Below are 17,804 nucleotides of genomic sequence, written 5' to 3'. Positions count from 1 at the left end.
GAACCGCATTAGTGATTGTAATGATTAGCTTTTAGCTAAGCGCGCATCGAGCCAAAACTATGAATAAAAAGCACGACTGCACTCAAGCTTGGTAATGCAAAAAAAATATAACTAAAAGTCCTAATAAATTTACTTTATTGATTACTTTTATTGTTGTAAAATTAACAACTAAAATTTAATAACGAACATGAAAATTATAGGAATTGGCAAAAACTACGTTAATGATAAAAGTGAAATTGCTGGAATAAAAACGGGTCATCAGCTAATATTTTTAAAAGCCGAAAGCACACTTGTAACTAACAATAAAGATATTGAATTTCCAAAAATTACAAATCAATTAATCTATGAAGTAGAATTAGTAGCAAAAATTGGTAAACAAGGAAAAGATATAGCTGAAAGTGATGCAGCTTCTTATATAAGTGAGATTGGAATTGGTATAGATTATACAGCTAAAGATGTACTTTCTGCTAGCAGAGAAAACAAAGGACCTTGGGCGTTAGCAAAAGGTTTTGATGGAGCATCTCCTGTTAATGGTTTTAAACCAGTTTCTAACTTTCCAGATTTAAACGACATTAACTTTAGCTTGACTATTAATGGTGAAGAAAAGCAATCAGGAAATACAAGTGATATGATTTACAATTTTGTTGAAATTATTGCTTTTGTATCTAAATACATGACTTTAGAGCCTGGCGATTTAATATTTACAGGAACTCCTGCTAGTGGTGCTGGACAAAATGTTAAAGGCGACCACTTACAAGCTTCAGTTGAAGGTGAATTATTACTCGATTTTAAATTGGTGTAAAAAGCACTATGTATATTTTTTAAACGTAATTAAAAAACACCTAACTTATAGATAATCAGTTGCTTTTTCATTAAATTGCTAGTATGAATACTATAGCGGAACGTATCTACGATTTTCTCAAGGCTTTTCCGCCTTTTAGTATGTTAACAAGAGAGCAATTACTTGAAATCTGCAAGGCTGTTGATATACATTATTTAGAAAAAGATACCGATTTATTTATTGCTGGAAAACCAATAAAAAACCAATTTTATGTAGTTAAAGATGGTGCTATTGGTTTGTTTCGAGAAGAAACTCTAGCTTTAGTAGACGAATGTGATGTTGGTGATATTTTTGGTTTACGCGCCCTTATGAGAAAGGGCGATTATAAATTAAGCGCAAAAGCTATTGAAGAAAGTATTGTATATAGTATATCTTCTGAATTATTTGAAGACTATATCACTACTAATCCTGAAGCTAGCGCTTTTTTAATGTCCAGTTTTGCTGCAAATATTAGTTACATTGAATCTAACCCTTTACAACCAGAGAATCAGACTGAAAATATTCAAGATTTTTTTGAAGAACAATCTGCTGATTATTCTAAAAACCCTGTACATTGTAGTTTAAAAACAAGCATTAAAGAAGCCGCATTAATTATGACCAACAAACGTGTTGGCTCTATAATTATTACAGAAAACAAAATACCTTTGGGCATTATTACAGATAAAGATTTGCGAACTAAAATTGCTACTGGCCTTATTACTATAAATGAATCTGTAACAAAAATAATGTCATCGCCAGTTATTACTTACCCAGAAAATATAACGGTTGCAGAGGCACAAATTGCAATGATTAAAAATAGAATTACGCATTTGTGTATTACAAAAGATGGCACACCTAACTCTGAGTTAAAAGGTGTTTTATCAGAACATGATATAGTAGTTATTAGAGAAAATAATGCTTCGGTTTTAGTTAAAGAAGTTAAGCGCGCAAATACTGCAGAACAATTACAACTTATACGTGAGCGTGCACATCAAGTTCTAAAACGGTACATTAAACAACAAATCCCCATCACATTTGCTACTAAAATAATAGCGTTAGTAAACGAAAGTATAACGCAACGCATAATTGATTTAGCAATAGCAGAAATGCCTGCACCGCCACCAACCTCATTTTCATGGTTAGCAATAGGTAGTCAAGGACGCGAAGAACAATTATTGCTAACAGATCAAGATAATGCCTTAGTATTCAACAATGTTAACAAAAGTGATTATATAAAAACACAATCCTATTTTTTAGAGCTTGCTAAAAAAATAAACCATGGGTTAAATATAGTAGGTTTTGAGTTTTGTCCTGCAGACATGATGGCTAGTAATCCAAAATGGTGTTTATCCCTTTCGCAATGGAAGAATCAATTTAACGAATGGATAACAAAACCAGATCAAGACCATTTAATGCTCTGTACTATTTTCTTTGATTTTGAATATGTTTATGGAGACATTAATTTAGTAAACTTGATGGCTCAAGGTATTTTTGAGTCTATTGATTCAAGAGACATCTTTTTAAATTACTTAGGATTAAATGCTTTAAAAAACCCACCTCCATTGAGTTTCTTTAGACAATTTTTAGTAGAACATGATGGAGAACACAAAGACCAATTTGATATTAAGGCAAGAGCCATGATGCCTCTAGTTGATGCTGCTCGCCTATTAATACTTTCCAAAAACATAAAAACCCAATGTAATACCATAAATAGGTATGAGAAATTAGCTGAGCTAGAACCACAAAACAAAGATGTTTATTTTGCATGCCGCAATGCTTTTAAAAAACTACTCCGTTTTAGAACAGAACAGGGTTTACTACACAATGATTCTGGCAGATTTATAGATTTGCAAACTTTAAGTAAAGCCAATAAGCTTGAATTAAAAAATTGTTTTAAAGCGGTTAAAGATATTCAAGACCTAATACAAACAAGATTTAAACTTTCTCAATTTCTCTAATTATGAGTTGGTTTAAAAAAAAGACATATCCAGACTTTTGGAATAAATACTTAGCAAATTTTAAATCTAAGCAAAATAAAGAATTAGATTCTATTCGTTTTGTAGTTTTTGATACTGAAACAACCGGATTAGACATAAAAAAAGACCGCATTCTTTCCATTGGAACTATTGCTGTTTTTAATGGTGTTATTAAAGTAGCTGATAATTTTGAATGTTATGTAAAACAGGATTTGTTTAATACCGAAACTGTTAAAATACATGGATTACTAAAAGAAGGTATTCATAAAAAACTTATAGAACGTGAGGCTGTTATTCAGTTTTTAGAACATATTGAAAATGCTGTTTTAGTTGCTCACCATGCTGCTTTTGATGTGGCCATGATAAACCAAGCCTTAAAGCGTTTAGATTTACCAAAACTTAAAAACAAAGTGCTAGATACAGGGCATTTGTTTAACAAAACTAAACTTGATACCTCCAAACTTCATTTTAGTTTAAATCATTTATCAGACCGTTTTAACATCCCGCAGCATGACCGACATACAGCCTCGGGTGATGCTTATATTACTGCCCTTTTATTAGTGAAACTTATTGCTCTTTTAAAGAAGCGAAACTCCAAATTAACACTTAATGATTTATTACGATCGAATAATAGAATTGGTTTGTTATAAAACTAACTCTTTTACTATTTGACTACCACATATTACTTTACAAACTTATTGTTTAAGGACGAGAATGATAGTTTCCTTTTTGTAAAAAACTATAATCGTTTGTAAACAAAAAAAGCAACCTTTAAGGTTGCTTTTTTTATTGACGCATTAGGGATTGAGCGTTTGTTGGAGCTCCTCGCAGAGAGCGACTCGCGAAAGCCCGACCCTTGTGGTAATGCCCAAATTCTACAATGCATTATCCATAATATCCTGAACAACTTCTGGGTTTAATAATGTACTTGTATCTCCTAAATTACTTGTATCCTTATGTGCAATTTTACGCAAAATACGTCTCATTATTTTACCTGAACGTGTTTTAGGCAACCCATTAGTAAATTGAATTTTATCTAATTTAGCTATAGGTCCAATATGTTCTGTAATAATTTGATTTATCTCTTTTCTTAAATTATTTTGATCTCTACTTTCGCCTGTGTCTTTTAATGTTACATAGCCGTATAAAGCACTTCCTTTAACATCGTGTGGGAATCCAACAATAGCCGATTCTGCAACAGCTGGGTGCTCATTAACAGCATCTTCAATTGGTGCTGTACCTAAATTATGACCAGAAACAATAATTACATCATCTACTCGACCTGTAATTCTGTAATAGCCAACTTCATCTCTTAATGCACCATCTCCAGTAAAATATTTATTTTCAAAAGCTGAAAAATAAGTATCTTTATAACGTTGATGATTTCCCCAAATGGTTCTTGCCATGGAAGGCCAAGGGAATTTAATACACAATCTGCCTTCAACTTGATTACCTTTTAATTCTTTTCCGTTTTCATCCATTAAAGTTGGCTGAATACCTATAAATGGTAAGGTTGCATAAGTAGGTTTAGTAGGTGTTGCGTATGGAATTGGCGATATCATAATACCTCCTGTTTCGGTTTGCCACCAAGTATCTACAATAGGACTATTCTTTTTTCCAACATTATCATTATACCAATGCCATGCTTCTTCATTAATTGGTTCTCCTACCGAGCCTAGTACTTTAAGCGATGATAAATCGTATTTATCTACTAACTCTGTACCTTGTTTTGCTAGTGCACGAATGGCCGTTGGAGCGGTATAAAACTGATTGACTTTGTGTTTTTGAACAATTTCCCAAAAACGTCCAAAATCTGGATAACTAGGTACACCTTCAAACATAACCGTTGTTGCTCCATTCACTAAAGGGCCATATACAATATAGCTATGCCCCGTAATCCAACCTATATCGGCAGTACACCAATACACATCATTCTCTCTGTATTGAAATACATTTTTAAAAGTATAAGCGGTATACACCATATAACCAGCTGTAGTATGCACCATGCCTTTAGGTTTTCCTGTAGATCCCGAAGTGTAGAGAATAAACAATGGATCTTCAGCGTTCATAATTTCAGCTTCACATTCTTCAGAAGCGTTATCTAAAAGTGGTTGTAACCAATGATCACGACCAGATACCATATTAATATCTGTGTTAATTCGTTTTGCAACTAAAACCGTTTTAACACCAGGACAACTCTCTAAAGCTTCATCTACGATGCCTTTTAAGTCGATAGTTTTTGATCCTCTATAAGAGCCATCACTTGCAATAACCATTTTACAATCGCTGTCGTTTATTCGAGTTGACAAGGCTGTTGAAGAAAACCCTGCAAAAACCACCGAATGAATGGCTCCTATTCTTGCACATGCCAAAACAGAAATGGCTAATTCTGGAATCATAGGTAAATAGATGCAAACTCTATCTCCCTTTTTAATGCCTTGCGCTTTTAAAACATTTGCAAATTGATTGACTCGTTTATATAATTCATTATAAGTTATATGTTCTGCTGGGTCTTTAGGATCGTTTGGTTCGAACAAAATGGCCGTTTTTTCGCCTCTTGTTGTTAAATGCCTGTCTATACAGTTTTCTGTAATATTTAATTGAGCACCCTCAAACCATTTTACTTCTGGTTTTGAAAAATCCCAACTCAATACATTATCCCATTTCTTTCTCCAAAGGAAATGCTCTTCAGCAATTTCTTCCCAAAACGCTTCAGGATTTCTAACAGACTTTCTATAAACTTGATAATATTCTTCTAAATGTTTAATGTGATAATTACTCATAATTAGTTAATTTTATTTAGTACTTCCCTACTTTATGTGATATAAATGTGTTTTCTATTTCGTTAATAATTGACGGATCGTCAATGGTTGATGGTATTTTATATTGATCTTGATCGGCAATACTTCGTAACAATTTACGCAGTATTTTACCAGATCTTGTTTTTGGTAATCTATTAACTAAAACCACCTGTTTTAAAGACGCTACAGGCCCTATAGCTTTTCTAACATCTTTTACAACTTCGGTTTGAATAACAGATTCGGCTAATTTATTATCTGATTTGGTAACTGCTAAAGCCAATGGTATTTGGCCTTTTAAGTCGTCATTAATACCGATTACCGCGCATTCTGCGACCGAACTATGAGAAGCAACCACCTCTTCCATTTCTGCTGTCGATAACCTATGTCCTGCCACATTGATAACATCATCAACACGACCTGTGATATAAACATAGCCTTCTTCATCTTTATAACCGCCATCGCCCGAAAAATAATATTCTGGAAAGCGATTTAAATACCCAGCTTCAAAACGCTCTGGATTACCCCAAATATTTATTAAATTACCCGGTGGTAACGGGAGTTTTACAACCACAAAGCCTTCAGTTCCATTTGGAACAATTTCGCCTTTATCACTCATTATTTGTATATCATAACCGCATACTGGAAATGTTGCCGAACCTGGTTTAATTGTAGCCAATTCTACACCTGCCATATTTGCCAACATGGGCCAACCGCTTTCCGTTTGCCACCAATGATCTATTACAGGTATCTTAAGCATATCTTCTGTCCATTTTAAGGTTGCTGCATCGCAACGTTCACCAGCTAAAAATTGATATTTTAAGTGTGATAAATCGTATTGTTTTAAAAATTCACCATTAGGATCCTCTTTTTTAATAGCTCTAATCGCAGTAGGAGCAGTAAACATTACTTTTACTTTATACTCTTCTATAATGCGCCAAAATGTAGAAGCATCTGGTGTTCTAATTGGCTTACCTTCAAAAAGCACAGTAGTATTTCTGTTCAATAAAGGGCCGTACACAATATAACTATGTCCTACTACCCAGCCAACATCACTAGCTGCCCAAAATACATCGCCACTATCAACGCCATAAACATATTTCATTGAAAATTTTAGTGCCGTTGCATAACCTCCTGAATCTCTAATTATACCTTTAGGCTTTCCAGTAGTTCCTGAAGTATATAAAATATACAACGGGTGGGTTGAATCAATTTCTACAGGATCTGCTGGAGTAGCTGTATTTACTGCAGCTAAATAATCTATATCATAAGGTTTTCCTGGGGTATCTGCTCCTAAATGTCGTTGATAAATTATAACACTATTTGGTTTATGTTCAGCTAATTTTATAGCTTCATCAACATAAGGTTTGTAAGGAATAATTCTATCAATCTCAATACCGCTAGAGGCCGTTAAAATAACTTTTGGTTTGCAGTCGTCAATTCTAATAGCCAACTCGTTGGGAGCAAAACCACCAAATACAACCGAATGAATCACTCCTATTCTTGCACATGCTAACATGGCATAAATAGCTTGCGGAATCATTGGCATATAAACGATTGCTGTATCTCCTTTTTTTAAACCAATTTCTTTAAGTGCTCCCGCTAATTTTGAAACCTCTTTATATAACCGATTATAGGTTATAATTTCTTTAGAATTCGTTACGGGCGAATCATAAATAATAGCATTCTGTCTGCCATAACCATCTTCTATATGCTTATCAATACATAGATAACTTAGGTTTAACTTCCCATCTTCAAACCATTGGTTATGCCCTAGTTTATTTTTTGAAAGCACATTTTCTGGCTTATTATACCAAGAAATTTGATCGGCCTGTTCTCCCCAGAAAGCTTCTGGAGCAACTATACTTCTATTATAGAAATCTTGATAATTCACAGCTTAGCTTTTTTAGATTTTATCAAACCAAACCAATTAGGGTTAAGAATCTTTAATTTGATAAATACCCAAATAATAAGCACAAAGCAAACGCCCATAACAATTGAATTCATAGGACTTACAATAGCATTTTGCTCAAACTTAAACCTTAAATAAAGCGTAATAACAGCATAGATACTAATTATAATATCTGACGCCAACGGAGGTATACGAAATTTCATGTCTTAAAATTTTAATTAAATACTGTTAAGTTTGCACACAAAACCAATATTTAAAAAGACTTAAAAGACCTTTTCTAAGTCAACAGTTCCAATATTTCTGAAACTATTTTTTTTACTGAAAAAGGTTTGGTTAAATATTTATCTGCTCCAAGTTTTAAACCCTTTTCAATATCTGAAGCTTTATTTTTAGCAGTTAAAAAAACGACTTTAGTTTCTTTTAAACTGTTTGTATTTTTTATATGTTTTAATGTTTGATACCCATCTACATTTGGCATCATAACATCTAACAAAATCACACTTGGTATTTGATGTTTTAATATCTCCAACGCCTCACTTCCATCTCTTGCAATATACACTTCAAAATCTTGTTTTTTAAAAGCGTATTCCAACGACATTACAATATTTGGCTCATCGTCAACAATTAAAATTTTCTTTTTCATAGTTTTTGGGACTACAATTTACTTAAAAGGTAGCGTAAAAACAAGTGTTGCGCCATTTTTTACACCTTTTTTTGCCCAAATTTTTCCTTGATGCTTTTCAATAATTTGTTTAGTAATAGCAAGCCCTAAACCACTACCTTGAGGTTTTATAGTATTTTGATGTTTTGATTGATAAAATTTATCAAAAATATAATCATGGTCTTCTTCCGGAATCCCTTTACCATTGTCTGTTACCGACACTTTAATATACTCATTACCTAATTTATAATCAACAGTTATTACACCTTTATTAGCTTCGCAAAACTTTATTGCATTAGAGAGTAAATTAGTAAGTACTTGCATTATTCTATCTTCATCATAATACAATTTAAAAGTATGTGGATTTTTATTCACTAATTTTATATCTTTTTTACTTGCAATATGAGCTAAACTTGTAATTACTTTTGTGATGGTTTTTTGAATATCTTGATATTGAACATCTAAATTTAATCGTCCAGTTTCAAGCTTTTCAAAATCTAAGATATTATGTATAAGTCTTCCTAAACGGTCTGAATCTTGAAGGATGTTTTTTAAAAATTGACGCTTTACTTCTTTAGGCATATCATCATCTTCATCCATTAGTAACTCAGTTGCTGCACGAATACCCGTAATTGGCGTTTTTAATTCGTGAGCCACAGTATCTAAAAACTCATCTTTCTGCTTGTCTTTGCTGATAAGCTCTTTGTTAACATCTTTAAGTTTTGATGATAGTTTTGAGAGTTCATTAGATTTTTCTAAAAGCATTTTATTATTAACTACGTGTTCCTTAGACTCTTCTAGTATTTTTAATACTTCAACCAAACTAATTTGCTCTTCCTTAACTACACTAGAAATCAATATTTTTGCAGAAGCACTACCAATATTACCAGTTAATAATTTTTCTGAAAAATTAATAAGCCTAGCATCTGCTAATTGTGTGTCTTGAGGAAGTTTATATTTTGTAAAAAATATATTTAATGCTCGTTGGGCTTTTTTTTCACCAAGAAATCTAATAAGAACATTTTTAATATCTGCAACATAGGCTTCTCCTTTCCAAACCAATGCGCTGTCTTGTAACTTTGTGAAATTTTTACTATCCACATACATTTCAGCATAATTACGCTCTCTATAATTCCCTTTTGATGTTAAAGAAAACACGAGGTAACATAAAATATTGAAACTCATACTCCAGAAAAATGCGTGTGATGGAGGACTTAAAAAATCTATACCAAATAAAGCATAAGGTTTTAAAGCAGGTATGCCATTAAGTCCATATTGAATAAAATCGTCTGTTCCTGTATAAGCTTGTAATGTAAATGGCAAGATTAGTGTATAAAACACAATACTAAAACCTACTATAACTCCTGTTATAGCCGCTTTTGAAGAGCCTCTATTCCAAAACAGACCAATAAAAAATGCAGGCGCAAGCTGCGCAATAATTACAAATGAAATTAGTCCAATAGAATATAAAGACAATTCTTTAGAAAAAGAAATATAGAAAAAATAGGCTGTGATAATTATAGTAAAAATAGATATACGGCGAATATTTTTGATATACTTTTCATTACGTTCAGGTTGATTCTGAATAAATTTATCTAAGAATCCATAAGGTATAATAAGATTATTACTCACCATAGTAGATAGCGCCAAAGTAGATACAATAACCATAGAAATAACCGCTGAAAACCCACCTAAAAAAACAAGAGTGGCTAGAAATGAATGATTCTGTTCTAATGGCAACAATAACGTATAATACTCTGCATTAACTGAATTACCAAAAGTAAGTTTGCCTGCCCAGGCTATAAAAACAACAAAAATATTAAATAACAACAAATACAAAGGGAACAACCAAATTGCTTTTTTTAAATGCTTTTCACGATTGTTTTCCAATACCGATACTTGAAATTGCCTTGGTAATAAAAATATAGCCATAAAGGACAAAGAGATCATAAAAACCCAATTAAAACCATCTTCAACACCATTTAAAGTAATTAATTGTTTGAAGTTTTCTGTTTTAGATATTTGGCAATAGATATCTGTCGTTCCATCAAACAAGTAAAAAGTTATGTAAGAACCAATAATTAAAAAGAAAACTAATTTTAAAACAGACTCAAACGCTACAGAGGCTATAATGCCTTTATGTTTTTCTGACGCATCTGTTTTTTGAGTACCGAAAAAGGTTGCAAAAATGGCTAGTATTAAAGCCACATAAAATGTAGTATCGTCTAAAATTGAAGTTGAAATATAACTGGTTTCATCTGTCATAATTTCAAAAGTTTCAGAAACCGCTTTAAGCTGTAACGAAATATAAGGTACCGTTCCTAAAAAGCAAATTAAAGTAACAAGAGCTCCTAAAAAACGATTATTTCCATATCTAAGAGAAATAAAATCTGCTATAGATGAAATTTTATGTTGTTTTGAAATTCTTATAATTTTTCGAAGAATTAATATCCATAAAGGGGCTGCTATAACTGGACCAAGATAAATAGGAAGAAAATCAATACCTGTATTTGCAGCAATACCAATACTTCCATAATATGTCCAAGCCGAACAATATACTGCTAAAGACAAAGTATAAACATAAGGATTATTAACCCACTTACTTTGCCCCTTTTTTTCAGCTAAAAAAGCAATAAAAAATAATACTGCTAAATAGATAATAATTATAAAAACTAAAGTATAATTATTCATAATGGCGTTTTAAAACGATATAAGAAATAATTATAGACAATAACCAAAAAGAAAATATTGAAAAATAGAAAATTGGGATACCAAATAAGGCTCCCTCAATATTAAAAATCAACAAAAAAGGAATATTAAAAATTAAAAACAAGGCTATGGATAAGACTATTAATTTTTGTTCGTGCCGCTTTTTCATGTAACTTCCTTTTAAAAAAATGAATTCTATAGACTTTGTAACAATCAAACTAGATTTCACTAATATAATAAAATCAGCACTACTTTTAAGTAGTGCTGATTTCTTCTAACTAATAAACTTGAATTAAAGATTTTCAAGAATTTACTTTAATGTGTTTCACCTGCTTCTCCGGCACCAGAAGGAATTCTGATACTTTCAACCAAGTCTTGAACATCTTGAGGTGGGGCTGCTGTCATACGTGAAACTACTAGTGATATTACAATATTAACACACATAGCAATAGTACCAAAGCCTTCTGGTGATGTACCAAACCACCAATCTTCACTTGTTCCTCCACCAAACATGTTTAATTTAAATTTCATCATGTAGAATAACATGATAACAATACCTACAATCATTCCTGAAATTGCCCCTTGACTATTCATACGTTTATCGAAAATTCCTAAAATAATAGCAGGAAAGAAAGAAGCAGCTGCAAGTCCAAAGGCTAATGCGACGACGGCGGCGACAAATCCTGGCGGATTAATACCAAAGTACCCGGCTATTAAAATAGCAACAAAAATTGCTACTCTTGCCCAGTTTAACTCGCCTTTATCAGAGATATCTGGCTTTAACTGTTTTTTAATTAAATCATGAGAAATAGATGTTGAAATTACTAAAAGTAATCCTGCTGCTGTAGATAAAGCTGCTGCTAATCCACCTGCTGCCACTAATGCAATTACCCAGTTAGGAAGATTTGCAATCTCAGGATTTGCTAATACCATAATATCTCTATCTACATATAATTCATTTTTCGCATCACTAGCATTAGAAATCATACGTTCTCCACTAGCTCCTCTAACATCGGTATAAGCTGGTTTTTTGCTAGATAATGCATTACCTGCTACATACTGAATTTTTCCATCACCATTCTTATCAGCCCAAGCAATTAAACCTGTGTTTTCCCAGTTTTTAAACCACTCTGGAATATCTGCATATTTTTGCTCGCTTACAGTTTCAATTAAGTTCGTTCTAGAAAATACAGCAATAGCCGGCGCTGTTGTATAAAGAATTGCAATTAACAATAAAGCGTAACCTGCAGATTTTCTAGCATCCTTTACTTTAGGTACTGTAAAGAAACGCACAATTACATGAGGTAATCCTGCTGTACCTGTCATTAAAGCTAAAGTAATAGCAAAAACATCCCAAGTAGATTTTTTTCCACTAGTGTATTCACTAAATCCAAGTTGGGTGTGTAATTTATCTAATTTATCTAGTAGAAATTCGCCGCCTTCAACGGTTCCTCCCATTCCTAATTGCGGAATAATATTCCCTGTCATTTGCATTGAGATGAAAAATGCAGGTACCATAAATGCAAATATTAATACACAGTATTGTGCTACTTGCGTATATGTAATCCCCTTCATTCCACCTAACAAGGCAAAAGTTAATACTACTGCCATCCCAATACCAACACCTAAGTTAATATCTACTTGTAAGAATTGCGAAAACACAATACCAACACCACGCATTTGCCCAGCAACATATGTAAATGACACAATTAGTGCGCATATTACAGCTACCGTTCTAGCTGTGTTAGAGTAGTATCTGTCTCCAATAAAATCTGGAACAGTAAACTTACCAAACTTTCGTAAATAAGGCGCTAATAGTAATGCCAGAAGTACATAACCACCAGTCCAACCCATCAAATAAACAGAGCCATCATATCCCGAAAAGGAAATAATTCCTGCCATACTAATAAATGAAGCGGCACTCATCCAATCGGCAGCAGTTGCCATACCATTAGCTAATGGAGAAACACCTCCACCAGCAACATAAAATTCTTTTGTTGAGCCTGCTCTAGCCCAAATTGCTATTCCAAAATAAAGGGCGAAAGTTAACCCTACTAATATCCATGTCCACGTTTGTACGCTCATAATGTTTTGTTTTAAATTTTAGTTAAGGGTTACTCGTCGAAACCGTATTTTTTATCTAATTTATTCATCAATCTCACGTATACGAAAATCAGAATTACGAATACATATATTGAACCTTGTTGCGCAAACCAAAAGCCTAACTTAAAGCCTCCTAGTCTAATTTCATTTAAGGCATCTTTAAAAAGAATACCACATCCATAAGAAACGATGAACCATATTGAAAGTAGAATCACTAAATACTTTAAGTTCTCTTTCCAGTACGCCGTAGCGTGTTTTTGTTTTTCTGACATATTATATTTTAATTAGATTAGTTGATTATAGAAAAATATGTGTTTGAAGTCTGAATATATTAGTTGATTCAGCACCTATTGCTCCCTTAGAACCAGTTGTGAATTCTGCTGTAATTTTAGCAAAATGACCATTTATGAAATAGTTAAGCCCTATACCCAATTCATTACTATTATCAGGAGTAAAATCTAGATTTTGAGAATTGTATGACAAATATGGCATAAGTTTGGCTTTTCTAAACAAAACCCCAACTTGACTGTAAAGAATACTACCAGAAGATGGCACTAACCCACCAGAGTTAAATCCATTAGTATCACCATATTTATAATTATAATAAGCTCCTAGAGCATTTATTGCCAAATCGTCATTTAAAGGAGCGTCGTAAAAAGCATCCATAGCAAAATGTGTTACAGATTCCCTAGTATCTAGATTACCTACAGCTAATGCATCTGGATGATGGAAAAACCCAGCACCAATACTAAACACTTTCTTTTTACCTAAGTAAGTACCAACTAGATATGGAAGTTTATCAGATTCTTTATCAAGCAGATCGTATTTAAAATAGCCTGCAAAATTCCAAAGGCCTGCCCCATCAATATTGTTAACCTGAAAAGAAGGAACAGCCCCCAAAGAACCTATATTAGTTCTAGCATTGTTGGCAGCAATTCTATAGCTAAAATTACCTAAAGACCCCTTAGCATACACACCTAAATGACGTGCAAATTGGTCGCTTGTAGTGATATTATTCCAAGGAAAAAGTCTACCATCAGCATTACCAGATCCTGCATTATCAAGTGTCATCATATTTAAAGTACTTTGGTTAGAAAGCCTAGAAATACCATTCCAGTAATGTAATCCTGTACCAACATGTAATTTACCTGGTTCTATGGCAAATTCTGCCCAAGCATCATGTAAAAAAAGCATGCTTCTATTGTTTGCTGTTTGAGAATTTGGGTTTGCTGTTAAATTACTAGCCCCTAAACTATTAAGGCCAAAGTGTGTTAGTATTAAAAATTTAGGTGAAATTTGTGCAAAAGCCAATACACGAGATCTTCTTATTGAATGCCTCAATCCTTTTTGTTCACTTCCAGCTTGCAACCACATTTGGTGCCAGGTAATAATTCGTAAATATTTACTACCATCTTCACTTAGCTTAATTTGCATAGGCTTATAGGAATGGTCTACTTCCTGTGCTTCTTCCTGACTACTTCCTATAAAAGGAACCATCAGCATTAATACCATTGAAAGTAAAAACGTTTTTTTTTTCATTGTTTTGAGTTTAGTTAGTAATTATTTTGGTTTTGTGTGCACCACTAAATTCAAAAAAAGAATGGTTTATCTAAAAAACGATATATATGAATGTAAATTTACTATAGTTATTCTTTGAAACGTTCCCATTTTATTAACATAAACTTATCGCCAAGCTCTGTAACAACAACACCTGCACCTTTAATATTTTCTGAATTCTGAAAATAAACCCCAAGTTCAGTAGCGTTTAAAATTTTATAAGTAGGGTGATAATTAGAGTTATAAGGACGTTTAATATTGTATTTTTTAACCCAATTCATGATACTAACATGAGACACACCCAAAATACGTTCTATTTCACGATAGGTTAAACCCTCTAAATATAACTGAAGTGATTTGTTTACATAATAATCATCTATCTTCTTCCCTATCTTATTTACAGAGAAAAAATAATTGCATTTTTTACATTTATAGCGTTGTCTTTTATTAACAATTCCGCTCTTAACGTATTGATCTGAACCACAATTAGGACATAAATCTATAGCCATATATATTTATTTAGCATAAATATATCAATTTAGCACGAATAATCACAAAAAATCATTTGATTTTTAGACGTTTAAAATATGATTTAGCCTCTATCATTACCTTTGGAGCTAAAATGAGAGCAGAAATCATAGTTGGAATTGCCATTAACGCAAAAACACCATCTATTAAATTTAACATAACACTAAAAGGGGTTGTAGCAGCAAGAATTATACTAAGAATATAAATGTAATTATAGTAATGTTTTTTATCTGCTCCAATTAAAAAAGATAAACATTTACTTCCATAATAAGCATAAGAAAACAATGAAGACACACTAAAAATTAACACACAAACCATAAGCATATACTTACCATAAACCGGCATAACATTATTAAAAGCCGAAGCCGTTAAACTCACACCATTATCAGAAGTAGTTTCCCAAACACCAGTTACCAATATTGCCAAAGCTGTTAGTGTACAAACAATTAACGTATCTATGGCTGGCCCCAACATAGCTACTAAACCTTCACGTATAGGCTCATCTGTTTTTGCTGCTCCATGTGCCATGGGCGCCGTACCAATACCGGCTTCGTTAGAAAAAGCTCCTCGTCGAATTCCTAACAGAATTAAAGCACCTAAAACACCGCCCATAAAAGCATCACCTTTAAAGTAATCTGCTGAAAATGCATCAGTAAAAATCATTATAAAATATTTAGGTACTACCTCATAATTATAAATTAAAATATAGAGTACCAGAACAAAATATAATAACACCATAGAAGGCACCATTTTAGAAGCCGCGTTACTTATACGCTTTAATCCTCCAAGAATAATTACCGATGTTAAAACAACTAATACAAATGCAATAATCAGATTAGATTTCAAACCAACTTCTACGCCATTAGGTATTAGTAAAATATCGTTTATAGCTTGAGTTAATTGATTAACATTTACAACAGGTAAAGCCCCAACCATGCCAAAAACACTAAACATTACCGCTAAAGGTTTCCAAGATTTTCCTAAGCCTTCTATTATAAAATACATGGGACCGCCTTGTATTTCACCAGCACTATCTTTACCACGATACATAATTGCTAAAGTAGAGGTAAAAAATTTTGTAGACATACCAACAATAGCACTTACCCACATCCAAAACATAGCACCTGGACCACCTACAGAAATAGCCACAGCTACTCCAGCAATATTTCCCATACCTATTGTAGAAGATAAGGCCGTTGTTAAGGCTTTAAAATGAGATATCTCTCCAGAGTCATTAGGGTTATCATATTTACCTCTTAGAATTTGAATTGCATGTCCTAAAAATCGAAATGGTAAAAATTTAGACAAAAATAAAAGGTAAAGTCCTCCACCAATAAGTAAAATGACTAAAGGTAAGCCCCAAACAAAGTTTGAGAAAGATTTAATAAGTTCTTCCATTTGTAATTATAAATTATATAAATATATCACTTTACAAACTTTCATTTTAATTTATTAAAAGTATCTTTATAAAAGGAAACCAACTTATGGCGCAACCAAATCGCTTATACTTTATAGATGCCGTTAGAGCTTTTGCTATATTAATGATGCTTCAAGGTCATTTTATAGACACTTTACTATCTCCAATTTACAGAGACAACTCCAACACAGCCTATAATATTTGGTCTTATTTTAGAGGTATTACAGCACCTACATTCTTTACAATTTCTGGGTTAGTTTTTGCTTATTTATTACTTCGTGCTTATAGCAAGGGTAACGACAAAATTAGAATAAAAAAAGGCCTTTTTAGAGGTCTCTTATTAATTGTAATTGGGTATAGTTTACGCATTAATGTTTTTAATTGGCTATCTGGACATTTTAGCTCATATTTTTTTATAATTGACGTTTTGCAATGCATTGGTTTATCATTAATTTTTCTAATTGGCTTACATAGTCTTTTCAAAAAACGCAGCTATCTTTTTTCAATTATTCTTTTTACAATTGGTTGTCTTTGCTTTGTTACCGAACCAATTTACAGGGATTTAACTTTAGAATATATTCCGGAAATTATTGCAAATTATATGACCAAAACCAACGGCTCTGTTTTTACCATTTTACCTTGGTTTGGCTATTCTGCTTTTGGAGCATTTATTTCAACTGTGTTTTTCAGGCATGCCCACCGCAATCGCTTTAAATTCATAACTATTATTACTTTCTTTACTGTTGGCTTTTTTCTTATTTATTTTTCTTCTCTGTTTCTAACAAAACTTAGTTATATAACAAATATTGAATTGTTAAAAATGAGCGCAGATTATAATTATCTGTTTACTAGATTAGGGAATGTGCTTATTTTGTTTGGTACTTTTTATAGTTTAGAGCAATTTTTAAAACAATCTATCATTGCTCGAATTGGAGAAAAAACATTATCTATTTATGTCATACATTTTGTTTTACTTTATGGTAGCTTTACTGGCTATGGGCTAAAACGTTTTTTAAGCAAATCTTTAGAACCATCAACTGCTATTTTTGGTGCAATACTATTTATGGTTGTTGTTTGTTTTATATCGTTTCATTATGCAAAAACTAATGCTTTTGTTTATAATTTAATTAGAAAAATATTAGATAAATTAAAAACATACTACTATCGATTACGATGAATGTTTAATTGAAGAAATTAGTCAATCGTTAACTTATGTATTAGGTATAAAACTTTAGTAAAAGTTAATAAAAACAAGAAAACAATCTATATATTTTATATTTGCATCACATTATTTTTTTTTCTTTTCATATGAATAAAAGAGTC

The 17,804-nt window shown here is 32.3% G+C and carries 13 protein-coding genes; 4 read left to right on the top strand and 9 right to left on the bottom strand.

Annotated features, from left to right (window positions below):
- Positions 1 to 187: 187 nt before the first annotated feature.
- From Q0842_RS04660 to Q0842_RS04650, 3 genes are all read left to right on the top strand, one after another.
- Positions 188 to 802: a fumarylacetoacetate hydrolase family protein gene (locus Q0842_RS04660; protein WP_298494839.1), complete on the top strand. Its 615-nt coding sequence runs from the start codon at positions 188 to 190 to the stop codon at positions 800 to 802.
- Positions 803 to 885: 83 nt separating this feature from the next.
- The gene (locus Q0842_RS04655) at positions 886 to 2,778 is read left to right on the top strand and encodes a DUF294 nucleotidyltransferase-like domain-containing protein (protein ID WP_298494836.1); all 1,893 of its coding nucleotides are present in this window, start codon (positions 886 to 888) and stop codon (positions 2,776 to 2,778) included.
- Between the two features lie 2 nt (positions 2,779 to 2,780).
- Positions 2,781 to 3,446: a 3'-5' exonuclease gene (locus Q0842_RS04650; protein ID WP_298494834.1), complete on the top strand. Its 666-nt coding sequence runs from the start codon at positions 2,781 to 2,783 to the stop codon at positions 3,444 to 3,446.
- 225 nt (positions 3,447 to 3,671) lie between these two features.
- Here Q0842_RS04650 and acs read toward each other — a convergent pair whose 3' ends face one another.
- From acs to Q0842_RS04600, 9 genes are all read right to left on the bottom strand, one after another.
- Complete coding sequence (acs, locus tag Q0842_RS04645) at positions 3,672 to 5,579, bottom strand: acetate--CoA ligase (protein WP_298494832.1); 1,908 nt, start codon at positions 5,577 to 5,579, stop codon at positions 3,672 to 3,674.
- A 16-nt stretch (positions 5,580 to 5,595) separates the two neighbouring features.
- A complete protein-coding gene (locus Q0842_RS04640) occupies positions 5,596 to 7,488 on the bottom strand; it encodes an acetate--CoA ligase (protein ID WP_298494830.1) in 1,893 nt (630 codons plus the stop codon).
- A 295-nt stretch (positions 7,489 to 7,783) separates the two neighbouring features.
- Positions 7,784 to 8,149: a response regulator gene (locus Q0842_RS04635; RefSeq protein ID WP_298494828.1), complete on the bottom strand. Its 366-nt coding sequence runs from the start codon at positions 8,147 to 8,149 to the stop codon at positions 7,784 to 7,786.
- 18 nt (positions 8,150 to 8,167) lie between these two features.
- Positions 8,168 to 10,858: an ATP-binding protein gene (locus Q0842_RS04630; RefSeq protein ID WP_298494826.1), complete on the bottom strand. Its 2,691-nt coding sequence runs from the start codon at positions 10,856 to 10,858 to the stop codon at positions 8,168 to 8,170.
- A 333-nt stretch (positions 10,859 to 11,191) separates the two neighbouring features.
- Entirely contained in the window at positions 11,192 to 12,961 is a 1,770-nt protein-coding gene (locus Q0842_RS04620) for a sodium:solute symporter family protein (RefSeq protein ID WP_298494822.1), read from the bottom strand.
- A gap of 29 nt (positions 12,962 to 12,990) precedes the next feature.
- Positions 12,991 to 13,251: a DUF4212 domain-containing protein gene (locus tag Q0842_RS04615; RefSeq protein WP_298494821.1), complete on the bottom strand. Its 261-nt coding sequence runs from the start codon at positions 13,249 to 13,251 to the stop codon at positions 12,991 to 12,993.
- A gap of 25 nt (positions 13,252 to 13,276) precedes the next feature.
- Complete coding sequence (locus Q0842_RS04610) at positions 13,277 to 14,518, bottom strand: hypothetical protein (protein WP_298494819.1); 1,242 nt, start codon at positions 14,516 to 14,518, stop codon at positions 13,277 to 13,279.
- A 107-nt stretch (positions 14,519 to 14,625) separates the two neighbouring features.
- A complete protein-coding gene (locus Q0842_RS04605) occupies positions 14,626 to 15,045 on the bottom strand; it encodes a helix-turn-helix domain-containing protein (protein WP_298494816.1) in 420 nt (139 codons plus the stop codon).
- Between the two features lie 52 nt (positions 15,046 to 15,097).
- The gene (locus Q0842_RS04600) at positions 15,098 to 16,462 is read right to left on the bottom strand and encodes a sodium:alanine symporter family protein (protein WP_298494814.1); all 1,365 of its coding nucleotides are present in this window, start codon (positions 16,460 to 16,462) and stop codon (positions 15,098 to 15,100) included.
- 86 nt (positions 16,463 to 16,548) lie between these two features.
- On the opposite strand from Q0842_RS04600, the gene Q0842_RS04595 reads away from it, so the two are divergent.
- Positions 16,549 to 17,658 (top strand): heparan-alpha-glucosaminide N-acetyltransferase domain-containing protein, encoded by a 1,110-nt coding sequence (locus Q0842_RS04595; RefSeq protein ID WP_298494813.1) that lies wholly within the window; start codon positions 16,549 to 16,551, stop codon positions 17,656 to 17,658.
- The last annotated feature ends 146 nt before the right edge of the window (positions 17,659 to 17,804 follow it).

The sequence above is a fragment of the uncultured Algibacter sp. genome, assembly GCF_947495675.1.
Classification (GTDB): Bacteria; Bacteroidota; Bacteroidia; order Flavobacteriales; family Flavobacteriaceae; genus Algibacter_B.
This window is presented reverse-complemented; position numbering and strand designations above follow the sequence as displayed.

What these genes read in the sequence shown, in the direction of transcription:
- Q0842_RS04660 (WP_298494839.1), top strand. Translation starts at nt 188, where the DNA reads ATGAAAATTATAGGAATTGGCAAAAACTACGTTAATGATAAAAGTGAA.
- Q0842_RS04655 (WP_298494836.1), top strand. Translation starts at nt 886, where the DNA reads ATGAATACTATAGCGGAACGTATCTACGATTTTCTCAAGGCTTTTCCG.
- Q0842_RS04650 (WP_298494834.1), top strand. Translation starts at nt 2,781, where the DNA reads ATGAGTTGGTTTAAAAAAAAGACATATCCAGACTTTTGGAATAAATAC.
- acs (WP_298494832.1), bottom strand. Translation starts at nt 5,579, where the DNA reads ATGAGTAATTATCACATTAAACATTTAGAAGAATATTATCAAGTTTAT.
- Q0842_RS04635 (WP_298494828.1), bottom strand. Translation starts at nt 8,149, where the DNA reads ATGAAAAAGAAAATTTTAATTGTTGACGATGAGCCAAATATTGTAATG.
- Q0842_RS04630 (WP_298494826.1), bottom strand. Translation starts at nt 10,858, where the DNA reads ATGAATAATTATACTTTAGTTTTTATAATTATTATCTATTTAGCAGTA.
- Q0842_RS04620 (WP_298494822.1), bottom strand. Translation starts at nt 12,961, where the DNA reads ATGAGCGTACAAACGTGGACATGGATATTAGTAGGGTTAACTTTCGCC.
- Q0842_RS04615 (WP_298494821.1), bottom strand. Translation starts at nt 13,251, where the DNA reads ATGTCAGAAAAACAAAAACACGCTACGGCGTACTGGAAAGAGAACTTA.
- Q0842_RS04610 (WP_298494819.1), bottom strand. Translation starts at nt 14,518, where the DNA reads ATGAAAAAAAAAACGTTTTTACTTTCAATGGTATTAATGCTGATGGTT.
- Q0842_RS04605 (WP_298494816.1), bottom strand. Translation starts at nt 15,045, where the DNA reads ATGGCTATAGATTTATGTCCTAATTGTGGTTCAGATCAATACGTTAAG.
- Q0842_RS04600 (WP_298494814.1), bottom strand. Translation starts at nt 16,462, where the DNA reads ATGGAAGAACTTATTAAATCTTTCTCAAACTTTGTTTGGGGCTTACCT.
- Q0842_RS04595 (WP_298494813.1), top strand. Translation starts at nt 16,549, where the DNA reads ATGGCGCAACCAAATCGCTTATACTTTATAGATGCCGTTAGAGCTTTT.